Raw genomic sequence first — 14,160 nt, 5'->3', positions numbered from 1 at the left:
CCCGCAGTCCCGACCTCACGTACCACACCGAGGAGCCCTGTCCATGACCACCCTGGCCAAGTCCGAGGGGACGACCGCCTCCGGCGGCAGCTCGTCCTTCCTCTCCGTCCGCGACCTCTCGGTCCGTTTCAGCACCGAGGACGGCGTGGTCCGGGCCGTGGACAACCTCTCCTTCGAGGTCGAGGCGGGCACCACCCTCGGCATCGTCGGTGAGTCCGGTTCCGGCAAGTCGGTGACCAACCTCGCCATCCTGGGCCTGCACAACCCGGTCAACACCGAGATCGGCGGCTCGATCAAGCTGCAGGGCCAGGAGCTGGTCGGCGCCCCCAACAAGGAGCTGGAGAAGCTCCGGGGGCACACCATGTCGATGATCTTCCAGGACCCGCTGACCGCGCTCTCGCCGTTCCACACCATCGGCAAGCAGATCGGCGAGACCTTCCAGAAGCACACCGGCGCCAGCAAGTCCGAGGCCCGCGACCGCGCGATCGAGATGCTGACCAAGGTCGGCATCCCGCAGCCGAAGACCCGGGTGGACAACTACCCGCACCAGTTCTCCGGTGGCATGCGCCAGCGCGCCATGATCGCCATGTCGCTGGTCTGCAACCCGGCCCTGGTCATCGCCGACGAGCCGACCACCGCGCTCGACGTGACCGTCCAGGCGCAGATCCTCGACCTGCTCAAGGACCTGCAGCAGGAGATGGGCACCGCGATCATCCTGATCACCCACGACCTCGGCGTGGTGGCCCGCACCGCGCAGAACGTCATGGTGATGTACGCGGGTCGCGCCGTGGAGCGCGGCACCGTCCGCGAGGTGCTCAAGACCCCGCAGCACCCGTACACCTGGGGCCTGCTCTCCTCGATGCCGAGCCTCTCCGGCCCGGTCGACGTGCCGCTCACCCCGGTCCGCGGCACCCCGCCGTCGCTGATCAACCTGCCGACGGGCTGCCCGTTCAACCCGCGCTGCGACCACATGGAGAAGGTGGTCGGCGGCAAGTGCACCTCCGAGCGCCCGCCGCTCGCCCCGCAGAGCGGTCACGCGACCGCCTGCCACCTGTCCGCCGGGCAGAAGCAGGACATCTTCATCGACCAGATCCAGCCGCGGCTCGGCTGAGAGGGACCGGTTAACCACCATGAGCAACGAACTGACCCTCGAGAAGGCCGGCGCCAAGACCCCTGCCGGTGAGACCCTGCTGGAGCTCTCCGGGCTCCAGAAGCACTTCCCCGTGATGGACGGCTTCCTCTTCAAGCGCCAGGTCGGCGCCGTGCACGCCGTCGACGGCGTGGACCTGACGGTCGCCGCCAACGAGTCGGTGGGCCTGGTCGGCGAGTCCGGCTGCGGCAAGTCGACCCTGGGCCGCCTGGTCACCCGGCTCTACGAGCCCACGGCCGGCACCATCAAGTACCAGGGCAAGGACATCTCGCACGCGAACCGCAAGGAGCTCGCTCCGATCCGGTCCGAGATCCAGATGATCTTCCAGGACCCGTACTCCTCGCTCAACCCGCGGCAGACCGTCGGTTCGATCATCGGCGCGCCGATGGAGATCAACGGCATCAACCCGCCGCAGGGCATCCAGCGCCGCGTCCAGGAGCTCCTTGAGACCGTCGGTCTCAACCCCGAGCACTACAACCGCTTCCCGCACGAGTTCTCCGGCGGTCAGCGCCAGCGCATCGGCGTGGCCCGCGCGCTCTCGCTCAACCCGAAGCTGATCGTGGCCGACGAGCCGGTCTCCGCGCTCGACGTCTCGATCCAGGCCCAGGTCGTCAACCTCCTGCAGGAGCTGCAGAAGGACCTCGGCATCGCCTTCCTCTTCATCGCCCACGACCTCGCGGTCGTCCGGCACTTCTCGCAGCGCGTCGCGGTCATGTACCTCGGCAAGATCGTCGAGATCGCCGACCGCAAGTCGCTGTACGAGACCCCGCGCCACCCGTACACCCACGCCCTGCTCTCCGCCGTCCCCGAGGCCGACCCGGACGACCACCGCGAGCAGATCCGCCTGATCGGCGACGTCCCGTCCCCGATCAACCCGCCGTCCGGCTGCCGCTTCCGCACCCGCTGCTGGAAGGCCCAGGACAAGTGCGCCACGGAGGAGCCCCCGCTGGTCCAGCTCTCCGGCAACGCCGAGGGCCACCTGACGGCCTGCCACTTCCCCGAGGACGGCCAGGCGGCCGTGCCCGCTCCGCGGGACGCGAAGTAACGCACCATCTGAGGTTGCACCACCAGGGGCGCGGGGAACTGCGCGAAACCGGAAGAGTACAGGTCCGCACCTTCCGCACTCGCGCAGTTCCCCGCGCCCCTTGCGTTACTGCCGCTCCTGCGCGAAGTGACACGCCGAGTCGTGCGCCGCCAACCCCTGCAGGTTCGACCGGGCCATCAGCGGCGGCACCTCGATCGCGCACTTCTCCTGCGCGAGCCAGCACCGCGTCCGGAACCGGCACCCCGAGGGCGGGTTGGCCGGCGACGGGACGTCACCCTCCAGCACGATCCGGTCCCGGCTCTCCCGCGCCGCCGGGTCCGGCACCGGCACGGCCGAGAGCAGCGCCTGGGTGTACGGGTGGGTGGCGTGGTCGTAGATCTCCAGGTCGGTGCCGATCTCGACCATCTTGCCGAGGTACATCACCCCGACCCGGTCGGAGATGTGCCGCACGATCGAGAGGTCGTGGGCGATGAACATGTACGACAGGTTGAACTCGCCCTGGAGCTGCTCCAGCAGGTTGATCACCTGGGCCTGCACCGAGACGTCCAGCGCGGAGACCGGCTCGTCGCAGATGATCACCTCCGGCTTGAGCGCGAGGCCTCGGGCGATGCCGATCCGCTGGCGCTGGCCGCCGGAGAACTGGTGCGGGTACCGGTTGATGTACTCGGGGTTGAGCCCGACCACGTCGAGGAGGTCCTGCACGGCCTTGCGGCGGTCGCCCTTGGGGGCCACCTCGGGGTGGATCTCGTAGGGCTCGCCGATGATGTCGCCCACCGTCATCCGGGGGTTGAGCGAGGTGTACGGGTCCTGGAAGACCATCTGGATGTTGCGGCGCACGGCCTTGAGCGCGGCGCCGGACAGCCGGGAGATCTCCTCGCCCTTGTACCGGACCGACCCGCTGGTGGCCGGCTCCAGGTTCATCAGCACCTTGGCCAGGGTGGACTTGCCGCAGCCGGATTCGCCGACGATGCCGAGCGTCTCGCCCTGCACCAGGTCGAAGCTGACCCCGTCCACGGCCTTGACCGCGCCGACCTGCTTCTTGAAGAGGATGCCCTTGGTCAGCGGGAAGTGCTTGACCAGGTCGCGGACCTCCAGGATCGGCTCGCCACTGGGGATCCGCTGGCCGAAGGCCGCCTCCTCCGGCACGGCCGCGCCCAGCGCACTGGCTCCGTTAAGCGTCATGGAGGGTCTCCTTCCAGAAGAAGCAGGCGCTGGCGCGGCCGGGCAGCTCGGCGCCGTCCTCCTCCGTCACGGGGAAGAGCATCGGGATCTCCTGCCGGCAGATGTCCTGGGCCCGGGGGCAGCGCGGGTTGAACGCGCAGCCCGGCGGCACCCGGAGCAGGTTCGGCGGCAGGCCCTTGATCGCGAAGAGCTCCTGGCCCTTCTGGTCCAGGCGCGGGATGGAGTCGAGCAGCCCTCGGGTGTACGGGTGCGCCGGGTTGGCGTAGAGCTCGTGCACGGGGGCGGTCTCGACGATCCGGCCGGCGTACATCACCGCGATCTTGTCGGCCACGTCGGCGACCACGCCGAGGTCGTGGGTGATCAGGATCAGGCCCATGTGGTACTCGGCCTGCAGCTCCGCCAGCAGGTCCATCACCTGCGCCTGGACGGTGACGTCCAGGGCCGTGGTGGGCTCGTCGGCGATGATCAGGTCCGGCTCCAGGGCCAGCGCCATGGCGATCATGATGCGCTGGCGCATACCGCCGGAGAACTGGTGCGGGTAGTCCCCCACCCGCTGGGCGGCGGCGGGGATGCGGACCCGGTCCATCAGCTCGATCGCCTTGGCCTTGGCCTCCTTGCGGGAGACACCCCGGTGGGCGCGGAACATCTCGCCCAGTTGGAAGCCGACGCTCAGGACGGGGTTGAGCGAGGAGAGCGCGTCCTGGAAGATCATCGCGATCTTCTGGCCGCGGATCTGCCGGCGCTCCTCCTTGGACAGCTTGAGCATGTCCTGGCCCCGGTAGAGGATCTCCCCCTTGGGGATCCGGGCCGGGGGCATGTCCAGGATGCCCATGATCGCCTGCGCGGTGACGGACTTGCCGGAGCCGGATTCGCCGAGCACCGCGAGCGTCTCGCCCGCGCTCACCGAGTAGTTGACGCCGTTGACGGCCCGGGCCACGCCGTCCCGGGTCTTGAACTCCACGTGCAGGTCCCGCACGTCGAGCAGCGGCCCCTGGTAGGGCGCCTCCCGGGCGGGCTTGCCGGTCTCGACCGCTGTGGTCATGGTTGCCGGGCCCCTCTCAGCGCAGCTTCGGGTCGAGGGCGTCGCGCACGGCGTCGCCCAGCATGATGAAGGCCAGCACCGTCACGGACAGTGCGGCGGCCGGGAAGAACAGCGCGAACGGAGCCGTGCGGATCACCTTCTGGGCCGAGGAGATGTCCACGCCCCAGGAGATGGTCGGGTCCTGGAGGCCGATGCCGAGGAAGCTCAGCGTCGCCTCGGCCGCGATGTAGCCGCCGAGCGCGATGGTGGCGACCACGATCACCGGGGCCACCGCGTTCGGCAGGATGTGCCGGAACATCAGGCGGTTGGTGCCCGCGCCCAGCGCCTTGCCGGCCACCACGTAGTCGGCCTGCTTGACGGTGATCACCGCACCGCGCATGACGCGGGCCAGCTGGGTCCAGCCGAGCACGGCCAGCGCGATGACCACGCTCCAGACGTTGCGGGTGGTGAAGGCGTTGAGCAGCACCAGGGCGCCGAGCAGCAGCGGGATGCCGAAGAAGATGTCGATGATCCGGGAGATCACCGAATCCACCCAGCCGCCGAAGTAGCCCGCCACCATGCCGGTGAGCCCGCCGAGCAGGGTCACGCCGGCGGTGACGCAGATGCCGACGGTGATCGAGGCGCGGGCGCCGTAGAGCACCCGGGCGTAGATCGACCGGCCCTGGCCGTCGTAGCCGAACCAGCCGGCCCCGAACACGTCCGACCAGTCGGGCTTCTTCAGGTAGTTGTTGACCAGGTCGGCCTTGCGCGGGTCGGCGTCGGTGAAGAGGCCGGGGAAGATCGCGATGATCACCAGCAGCACGATCAGCAGGGCCGAGATGATGAAGATCGGCCGCCGCCGCAGGTCGCGCCAGGCGTCGCCCCAGAGGCTGCGGGCCTCCTCGCGCTTGGCCGGGTCCGGCTCGGTGAGGGTGTCCTGCTCGACCGCCAGGCCCTGGTTGCCGACGTAGTCCAGGTGGGCGTTGCCGAGGGGCGGCGTGGGGCGCTTCGGGTCGTTCAAGTCGTCAGGCATAGCGGATCCTCGGGTCCAGGACGGCGTAGAGCAGGTCCACCACCAGGCTGGCGACCAGGTAGACCAGCACCAGGACGGTGACGATGCCGACCACCGTCGGCCCCTCCTTGGTCCGGATCGCCTTGTAGAGCACGTTGCCGACGCCCTGGATGTTGAAGATGCCCTCGGTGACGATCGCGCCGCCCATCAGGGCGCCCAGGTCGGTGCCGAGGAAGGTGACCACCGGGATGAGCGAGTTGCGCAGCAGGTGGCGGCCGATGATGGTCCGTCGGGGCAGGCCCTTGGCGACGGCGGTGCGCATGTAGTCGGCCCGCAGGTTCTCGCCGATCGAGGTCCGGGTGAGCCGGGCCACGTACGCGAGCGAGAGCGAGGCCAGCACGGCGCCGGGTAGCAGCAGTTCGCTGATGTCCGTGGAGTTCTGGACGGTCGCGGTGACCCAGCCGAGCTTGATCGCGAAGATGTTCTGCGCGATGTAGCCGAGCACGAAGACCGGGATCGAGATCACGATCAGGGTGAGCACCAGCACCAGGGTGTCCGCGAAGCTGCCCCGGTACAGGCCGGCCACCAGGCCGAGGGCGAGGCCGACGACGATCTCGAAGACGAAGGCCACCAGGGCCAGCCGGATGGTGATCGGGAAGGCGTCCGCCATGATGCTGGAGACCGGGCGGCCGGTGAAGCTCTGGCCGAAGTCCAGCTGGAAGACGTTGCCCATGTAGTGCAGGTACTGCTTCCAGAGCGGCTGGTCGAGGTAGTACTGGTGCTTCAGGCTGGCCACCTGGGCGGGGTCGGCGGCCTTGTCGCCGAACAGCGCCGCGATCGGGTCGCCCGGCAGGGTGTAGACCATCAGGAAGATGAGGAGTGTGGCGCCGAAGAACACCGGGATCATCTGGAGCACTCGCCGTAGGACGTAGCTGCCCATCTCGTGCCTCCTTCCGCGTGCAGCGGGGCTAACGGGTCTCTAGTGCCTGGGCCCCGCCCCCCGTGCGGGGAGGGCGGGGCCGGCGAGGGGGGTGGTCAGCCCTTGACCTGGACGTTGGTCCAAGCGGGGTTGCCGAAGGAGTCGAACTTCACGTTCTGGACCTTGGTCGAGTAGCCCGAGTTGGTCCGGTAGTACCAGAGCGGGATGGCCGGGAAGTCCTGCGCGAGCTGGGCCTCGGCCTCCTGGTAGCCGGTCTCCGAGGCCTCGACACTGGCGGCCTCGTCGGCCTTCTTCGCGGCGGCGTCGAAGGCCGCGCTGCTGTAGCCGAAGTCGTTGGAGGCGGCGCCGGTGACGTAGACGTCGTGGAGGAAGTTGGCGTTCAGCGGGTAGTCCTGGACCCAGCCGGTGCGGAAGGCACCGTCGATGGTGTGCCCGGTGATCGCCGCGCGGGCGGTCTTGAAGTCCGTCTTCGGGTCACCGACGCAGTTGACCCCGGTGGACTGCCGGATGGAGTTGCAGACCGCGTCCACCCACTCCTTGTGGCCGCCGTCCGCGTTGTAGGTGATCTTCAGCGAGTTGCCGGGGACGCCGCCGCCCTCGGTGACCAGCTGCTTGGCCTTGGTCGCGTTGAAGGTGCAGAAGTCACCGCAGGTGCCGGCCTTGTAGCCCTCGACCCCCTCGGCGACCCAGGCGGTGGCGGGCTTGCGGGAGCTCTGCAGCACCGTCTTGGTGATGGTGTCGCGGTCGATCGCCATCGACAGGCCCTGCCGGACCTTGGCCATGTTCGCCCCGGCCCAGTCCGGCTGGTAGAGCGTGAAGCCGATGTTCTGGATGGCGCCCTGCGGGGAGTCGATCGCCCGGTCGCCCAGGTCGTTCTTGTAGTTCGCCAGCGCGGAGGGCGGCACCTGGTCCATCACGTCGAGGTTGTTGGACTGCAGGTCCGCGTAGGCCGCCTCGGCGGTGGTGTACATCTTGAAGACGATGCCGCCGTTCTTCGCCTTGTCCACGCCCTGGTAGTTCGGGAAGGCCTTGGTGGTGACGGCGGTGTTGTGCTCCCAGCTGACGAACTGGTACGGCCCGTTGCCGACCGGCTTCTGGCCGAAGCCCGCCGGGTCCTTGAAGAAGCCCTCGGGCAGCGGCGAGAAGGCCGGGTAGCCGAGCTTGTACGGGAAGTACGAGACCTTGTTGACCAGCTTGATGGTGAAGTGGGTGTCGTCCACCACCGTCAGGCCCGACATGGTGGTCTTGGCGGGCGACCCGCTCTTGGGGTGGACGTCGGCGTAGCCCTCGATGTCGGAGAACCAGGAGCTGTTGATCTGGTTGTTGCTGACCGTCGCGGCCCAGTTCCAGGCGTCAACGAAGCTCTTCGCCTTGACCGGCGTGCCGTCGTGGAAGGTCCAGCCCGACTTCAGCGTGACGTTGAAGGTCTGCGAGTCGGTGGTGTCGATCTTGTCGGCCACCTGGTTGCGCAGCTTCCCGTTGGCCGGGTCGTAGTCGACCAGCCCGCGGAAGAGGTTCTGGATGATGCGACCGCCGCCGACCTCGTTCGCGTTCGCCGGCTGCAGCGGGTTCTGCGGCTCGCTGCTCTGGTAACTGAAGGTCTTGCTCGTGTCGGAGGACGAGCTGCTGCTGCCGCTACTGCTGCAACCCGTGGCCACCAGGGCCACGGAAGTCGCACCGATCACGGCCCAGCGAACGCGGGTGACTGCGGGCATGAAGAGTCCCTCCTCAGGGGTGTGTGTCGCATCACACCCCATAAGAAGCGCCTCTCGGCGGCGGCGCGACCGATGTACGGCCGGATGGGTTTTCCGATGACCACTCAGAGCAACCACACCAAGGGCGCGGGGAACTGCGCGCTCAACCGTCCACGTACGTAGAGGGCTGGTCGCGCAGTTCCCCGCGCCCCCGAAAGATCACGCCCCAGCGAGCACGCGCTCCGCCGCGAAATGGCAGGCCGATTCGTGGGCGGCCGGGCCGTCCAGCTTCGGGACGGCGAGCAGCGGCAGCTCCTCCGAACAGCGCGCCTCCGCCTTCCAGCAGCGGGTGCGGAAGCGGCAGCCGGAGGGCGGGTTGGCCGGGGAGGGGATGTCGCCCTGGAGCACGATCCGGTCGCGGGTCTCGCGGGCCGTCGGGTCCGGCACCGGCACGGCGGAGAGCAGCGCCTGGGTGTACGGGTGGGTGGCGTGCTCGTAGATCTCCTCGTCGGTGCCGATCTCGACCATCTTGCCGAGGTACATGACCCCGACCCGGTCGGAGATGTGGCGCACGATCGAGAGGTCGTGGGCGATGAACATGTACGAGAGCTCGAAGTCCTTCTGGAGCTGCTCCAGCAGGTTGATCACCTGGGCCTGCACCGAGACGTCCAGCGCGGAGACCGGCTCGTCGCAGATGATGACCTCGGGCTTGAGCGCGAGGCCTCGGGCGATGCCGATGCGCTGGCGCTGGCCGCCGGAGAACTGGTGCGGGTACCGGTTGATGTACTCGGGGTTGAGCCCGACCACGTCCAGCAGGTCCTGCACGGCCTTGCGGCGGTCGCCCTTGGGGGCCACCTCGGGGTGGATCTCGTAGGGCTCGCCGATGATGTCGCCCACCGTCATGCGGGGGTTGAGCGAGGTGTACGGGTCCTGGAAGACCATCTGGATGTTGCGGCGCACGGCCTTGAGGGCGGCGCCGGAGAGCTTGGAGATGTCCTCGCCCTTGTAGAGCACCTGCCCGGCGGTGGCCCGCTCCAGGTTCATCAGCACCTTGGCCAGCGTGGACTTGCCGCAGCCGGATTCGCCGACGATGCCGAGCGTCTCGCCGCGCATCAGCTCGAAGCTGATGCCGTCCACGGCCTTGACCGCGCCGACCTGCTTCTTGACCAGCACGCCCTGGCTCAGCGGGTAGTGCTTGACCAGGTCCTTGACCTCGAGGATGGGCTGCTCAGCCATGGAGGGTCTCCTTCCAGAGGTGGCACGCGCTGCGGCGGCCGGCCAGCTCGGCGCCCTCGCGGTCGGTCACCTGGTGCAGGGCGGGGATCTCGGTGCGGCAGCGGTCGGTGGCCACCTCGCAGCGCGGGTTGAAGGCGCAGCCGGCCGGCACCTTGTAGAGGTTCGGCGGCAGGCCCTTGATCGCGTAGAGCTCCTGGCCCTTCTGGTCCAGGCGCGGGATCGAGCGCAGCAGGCCCTCGGTGTACGGGTGCGCCGGGTTGGCGTACAGCTCGTGCACGGGGGCGGTCTCGACGATCCGGCCGGCGTACATCACCGCGATCTTGTCGGCCACGTCGGCCACCACGCCGAGGTCGTGGGTGATCAGGATCAGGCCCATGTGGTACTCGGCCTGCAGCTCCGCCAGCAGGTCCATCACCTGGGCCTGCACGGTCACGTCGAGCGCCGTGGTGGGCTCGTCGGCGATGATCAGGTCCGGCTCCAGGGCCAGCGCCATGGCGATCATGATGCGCTGGCGCATGCCGCCGGAGAACTGGTGCGGGTAGTCCCCCACCCGCTGGGCGGCGGCCGGGATGCGCACCCGGTCCATCAGCTCGATGGCCTTGGCCTTGGCCTCCTTCTTGGAGGCACCCTGGTGCACCCGGAACATCTCGCCGAGCTGGTAGCCCACGCTGAGCACCGGGTTGAGCGAGGAGAGCGCGTCCTGGAAGATCATCGCGATCTTCCGGCCGCGGATCTTCCGGCGCTCCTCGTTGCTCATCTTGAGCATGTCCTGGCCGCGGTAGAGGATCTCGCCCGAGGTGATCCGGCCGGGGGGCATGTCGAGGATGCCCATGATGGTCTGCGCGGTGACGGACTTGCCGGAGCCGGATTCGCCGAGCACCGCGAGCGTCTCACCGGCGCTCACCGAGTAGTTGACGCCGTTGACGGCCTTGGCCACGCCGTCGCGGGTCTTGAACTCCACGTGCAGGTCGCGGACTTCGAGCAGCGGGGTGCCCGGGGCGGGGCGGTCGGCCCCGGCGGGCTTCTCGATCACAGTGGTCATGGTGCGTGCCCCTCTCAGCGCAGCTTCGGGTCGAGGGCGTCGCGCACCGCGTCGCCGAGCATGATGAAGGCCAGCACCGTGAGCGAGAGCGCACCGGCGGGGAAGAACAGCACGAACGGCGCCGTCCGGATGACCTTCTGGGCGGAGTTGATGTCGATGCCCCAGGAGATGGTCGGGTCCTGGAGGCCGATGCCGAGGAAGCTCAGCGTCGCCTCGGTGGCGATGTAGCCGCCGAGCGCGATGGTGGCGACCACGATCACCGGGGCGATCGCGTTCGGCAGGATGTGCTTGAGCATGATCCGGCCGGTGCCGGCACCCAGCGCCTTGGCGGCGGTGACGTAGTCGGCCTGCTTGACGGTGATCACCGAGCCGCGCATCACGCGGGTCATCTGGGTCCAGCCGAGCACCACCAGCGCGAAGACCACCGACCAGATGGTGCGGGTGGAGAAGGCGTTGAGCACCACCAGGGCGCCGAGCAGCAGCGGGATGCCGAAGAAGATGTCAGTGACCCGGGAGATGACCGTGTCGACCCAGCCGCCGTAGTAGCCGGCCACCATGCCGGCGATGCCGCCCAGCAGGGTGACGCCGGCGGTGACGCAGATGCCGACCACGACCGAGGCGCGGGCGCCGTAGATCAGGCGGGCGTAGATCGACCGGCCCTGGCCGTCGTAGCCGAACCAGTCCGCCTGGAAGAAGTGGGTGTAGTTCGGCTTGGTCAGGTAGTGGTGCTGGAGGTCGCCGGCCCGCGGGTCCACCGAGGTGAACAGACTGGGGGCGATCGCGAAGGCGATCAGCAGCAGGATGATCAGCGCGGAGAGGATGAAGATCGGGCGCTTGCGCAGGTCCTGCCAGGCGTCCGAGCCCAGGCTGCGGGCCTTCTCCGGCTTGGGCGCGGCGGCCGGGGCGGCCACGGCCTCGTTGGTCTTCTCGAGCACGTCAGGCATACCGAATCCTCGGGTCCAGGACCGCGTAGAGCAGGTCGACGAGCAGGCTGGCGGCGAGGTAGACGAGCACCAGCACGACGACGATGCCGGAGACGGTGGCGCCTTCCTTCAGGTTGATGGCGTGGTACAGCTCGTTGCCGATGCCCTTGACGTTGAAGATGCCCTCGGTGACGATCGCGCCGCCCATCAGGGCGCCCAGGTCGGTGCCGAGGAAGGTGACCACCGGGATCATCGAGTTGCGCAGCAGGTGGGTGCCGATCACCTTGCGGCGCGGCAGGCCCTTGGCCACCGCGGTGCGCATGTAGTCGGCCTTGATGTTCTCGGCGATCGAGGTCCGGGTGAGCCGGGCCACGTAGGCGAGCGAGAGCGAGCCGAGCACGAAGGCCGGCAGCACCAGCTGGCCGAGGTCCATCGAGTCCTGCACGGTGGGGGTGACCCACTTGAGCTGGATGGCGAAGACGTTCTGGAAGATGAAGCCGAGCACCGGCACCGGGACGGAGATCAGCAGCAGGGTCAGCACCAGGGTGGACTTGTCGAAGGCCTTGCCCCGGCGCAGGCCGGCGAACAGACCGATCGTCACGCCGAGCACCAGCTCGATGGCGAAGGCCATCAGCGCCAGCCGCAGCGTCACCGGGAAGGCGGCACTGATCTTGTCGATCACCTTGCGGCCGTCCAGCGAGGTGCCGAAGTCACCGGTGAACAGGTGGCCCAGGTACGTGAAGTACTGCTGGGTCAGCGACTGGTCGAGCCCGAGCTTGTGCTTGAGCGCCGCCATCTGGGCCGGGTCGGCCGCCTTGTCGCCCCACATCGCGGCGACCGGGTCTCCGGGCAGGACGTGCACCATGAAGAAGATCAGGGTGATCGTTCCCAGGAAGACCGGGATCATTTGGAGCAGTCGCCTCGCGACAAAGCGCCCCATCGTGCCTCCATCCAAAGCTCTGACCGACCGTGGTCCGGCGTCAGAGGGCGTGACAACGGCCGGTGCCTGACCCGCCCTCGGGGGCGGGCGCGGGCACCGGCCGTATCGGTTCAGCCGTGCGGTGCCGGGCTGGTTACTTCTGCTTGACCTCGACCTGGGTGAAGACCGGGTCGCCGAAGGAGTCGTACTTCACGTTCTGCACGTTGTTCGAGTAGCCGGCGGTGGTCTTGTAGTACCAGAGCGGGATCGCCGGCATGTCCTTGGCCAGCTGGGCCTCGGCCTGCTGGTACAGGTCGGCGGTCTGCTCGACCGTGGTGGCCTTGTCGGCCGCGGCGGCCAGCTTGTCGAACTCCGGGCTGGAGTAGCCCGAGTCGTTGGCGGCGGCGCCGGTGCCGTAGACGTCCCGCAGGAAGTTGGCGTTCAGCGGGTAGTCCTGCTGCCAGCCGGTCCGCATCGCGCTGCTGACCTGCTTCTTCTTGATGATGTCGCGGGCCGTCTTCATGTCCGGCTTCGGGTCGCCGACGCAGTCCACGCCGGTGGCCTGGCGGATGGAGTTGCAGACCGCGTCCACCCACTCCTTGTGCCCGCCGTCCGAGTTGTAGACGATGGTCAGCTTGTTGTTCGGGACGCCGCCGCCCTCGGTGACCAGCTGCTTGGCCTTGGTCGGGTTGAAGCTGCAGGCCTCGCCGCAGGCGTTGTCCTTGTAGCCCATCGCACCCGGGGCGACCCAGGAGTTGGCCGGCTGGCGCGAACCCTGGAGCACGGTCTTGGTGATGGTGTCGCGGTCGATGGCCATCGACAGGCCCTGACGGACCTTCGCCTTGTCCACGCCCTGCCAGTCCGGCTGGTACATGGCGATCGAGATGCTCTGGATGGAGCCCTGCGGCTGGTCGACGGCGCGGTCGCCCAGGTCGCTCTTGTACGAGGCGAGGTCGCTCGGGTCGACCTGGTCCAGCACGTCCAGGTTGTCCGAGACCAGGTCCTTGTAGGCACCCTCGGCCTGGGCGTAGTTCTTGAAGACGATGCCGCCGTTCTTCGGCTTGTCGACGCCCGCGTACTTGTCGTAGGCGGCGACGGTGATCGCCTTGTTGTGCTCCCAGGAGACGAACTTGTACGGGCCGTTCCCGATCGGGTTGTTGCCGTACTTCACCGGGTCCTTGAAGAAGCCCTCGGGCAGCGGCGCGAAGGCCGTGTAGCCGAGCTTGTACTGGAAGTACGAGACCGGGCCGGTCAGCGCGATGGTGAAGTGGGTGTCGTCGACGACCTTCAGGCCGGACATGGTGGTGGCGGTCGGCTCGCCCTTGTCCGGGTGGACGGCGTCGTAGCCGGCGATGTCGGAGAACCAGTCCGAGTTGATCTGGTCGTTCTTGACGTTCGCCGACCAGTTCCACGCGTCGACGAAGGACTTGGCGGTCACCGGGGTGCCGTCGTGGAAGGTCCAGCCCTGCTTCAGGGTGACGGTGTAGTGCTGGGCGTCGGTGGTCTCGATCTTGTCGGCGACCTGGTTGCGCAGCTTGCCGGTCGCGGGGTCGTAGTCGACCAGGCCCTTGAAGAGCTGCTTGATCACGCGGCCGCCGAGGACCTCCATGGCGTTGGCCGGCTGGAGCGGGCGCTGCGGCTCACCGCTCTGGTAGCTGAACACGCCCTGCGCGTTGACCGCGCCGCTGCTCGAACCACCGCTGCTGGACGACCCGCTACCGCAAGCAGTGGCGGCGAGGGCGACCGCGACAGCTGCGACGACCCACTTGGCCTGGCTGGCACCGCGCATGGGTGTGCCTCCTGAATCCGTGTTGCAAACGTGGCGGCGCACGCGGCACCGCCTCGCTCGGGGCCGCGGCGCGCACCCCTGCGCGTGACCCTTGACCCGAGCTCGACACCCCCACTATCTGTCACTCTCGGCCACCAACTTGACCAATACGGATCTCAATTCGGTCACATGAAAGACGGATTGATGTCAAGATTCGGACATATCAGA

Annotated in this window: 12 protein-coding genes; 2 read left to right on the top strand and 10 right to left on the bottom strand. The window is 68.3% G+C overall.

The features are described 5' to 3' along the window. Positions 1–43 precede the first annotated feature (43 nt). Together CFP65_RS24110 and CFP65_RS24105 are read left to right on the top strand one after the other, a co-directional pair. Positions 44–1,111, top strand: coding sequence for an ABC transporter ATP-binding protein (locus tag CFP65_RS24110; RefSeq protein WP_104818156.1), 1,068 nt, complete (start codon positions 44–46; stop codon positions 1,109–1,111). Positions 1,112–1,130: 19 nt separating this feature from the next. Next, positions 1,131–2,195, top strand: coding sequence for an ABC transporter ATP-binding protein (locus tag CFP65_RS24105; protein ID WP_104818155.1), 1,065 nt, complete (start codon positions 1,131–1,133; stop codon positions 2,193–2,195). A gap of 105 nt (positions 2,196–2,300) precedes the next feature. On the opposite strand, the gene CFP65_RS24100 is transcribed toward CFP65_RS24105, so the two are convergent. From CFP65_RS24100 to CFP65_RS24055, 10 genes are all read right to left on the bottom strand, one after another. Continuing rightward, positions 2,301–3,377 carry an ABC transporter ATP-binding protein gene (locus CFP65_RS24100; RefSeq protein WP_104818154.1) on the bottom strand — a complete coding sequence of 359 codons (1,077 nt, stop codon included), beginning with the start codon at positions 3,375–3,377 and terminating at the stop codon, positions 2,301–2,303. Next, on the bottom strand, positions 3,367–4,419 hold the full coding sequence (locus CFP65_RS24095) for an ABC transporter ATP-binding protein (RefSeq protein ID WP_104818153.1): 1,053 nt from the start codon (positions 4,417–4,419) through the stop codon (positions 3,367–3,369). Before CFP65_RS24095 ends, CFP65_RS24100 begins: the two co-directional genes overlap by 11 nt. 16 nt (positions 4,420–4,435) lie before the next feature. Further along, positions 4,436–5,431, bottom strand: coding sequence for an ABC transporter permease (locus tag CFP65_RS24090; protein WP_104818152.1), 996 nt, complete (start codon positions 5,429–5,431; stop codon positions 4,436–4,438). Beyond that, complete coding sequence (locus CFP65_RS24085; RefSeq protein ID WP_104818151.1) at positions 5,424–6,350, bottom strand: ABC transporter permease; 927 nt, start codon at positions 6,348–6,350, stop codon at positions 5,424–5,426. The genes CFP65_RS24090 and CFP65_RS24085 overlap by 8 nt, the downstream gene beginning before the upstream one ends. Positions 6,351–6,445: 95 nt before the next feature. Then, entirely contained in the window at positions 6,446–8,065 is a 1,620-nt protein-coding gene (locus CFP65_RS24080; RefSeq protein WP_104818150.1) for an ABC transporter substrate-binding protein, read from the bottom strand. Positions 8,066–8,263: 198 nt separating this feature from the next. Next, the gene (locus CFP65_RS24075; protein ID WP_104818149.1) at positions 8,264–9,280 is read right to left on the bottom strand and encodes an ABC transporter ATP-binding protein; all 1,017 of its coding nucleotides are present in this window, start codon (positions 9,278–9,280) and stop codon (positions 8,264–8,266) included. Beyond that, a complete protein-coding gene (locus CFP65_RS24070; RefSeq protein WP_104818148.1) occupies positions 9,273–10,322 on the bottom strand; it encodes an ABC transporter ATP-binding protein in 1,050 nt (349 codons plus the stop codon). Before CFP65_RS24070 ends, CFP65_RS24075 begins: the two co-directional genes overlap by 8 nt. A 14-nt stretch (positions 10,323–10,336) precedes the next feature. Beyond that, positions 10,337–11,266 (bottom strand): ABC transporter permease, encoded by a 930-nt coding sequence (locus CFP65_RS24065; protein ID WP_104818147.1) that lies wholly within the window; start codon positions 11,264–11,266, stop codon positions 10,337–10,339. Then, positions 11,259–12,185 carry an ABC transporter permease gene (locus CFP65_RS24060; RefSeq protein ID WP_104818146.1) on the bottom strand — a complete coding sequence of 309 codons (927 nt, stop codon included), beginning with the start codon at positions 12,183–12,185 and terminating at the stop codon, positions 11,259–11,261. Before CFP65_RS24060 ends, CFP65_RS24065 begins: the two co-directional genes overlap by 8 nt. Before the next feature lie 133 nt (positions 12,186–12,318). After that, the gene (locus CFP65_RS24055; RefSeq protein WP_104818145.1) at positions 12,319–13,953 is read right to left on the bottom strand and encodes an ABC transporter substrate-binding protein; all 1,635 of its coding nucleotides are present in this window, start codon (positions 13,951–13,953) and stop codon (positions 12,319–12,321) included. Positions 13,954–14,160: the final 207 nt, after the last annotated feature.

This window comes from Kitasatospora sp. MMS16-BH015 (assembly GCF_002943525.1).
In the GTDB taxonomy this organism is placed as follows: domain Bacteria; phylum Actinomycetota; class Actinomycetes; order Streptomycetales; family Streptomycetaceae; genus Kitasatospora.
The sequence above is the reverse complement of the archived record's forward strand: the minus strand, read 5'-3'. Positions and strand labels throughout refer to the sequence as shown.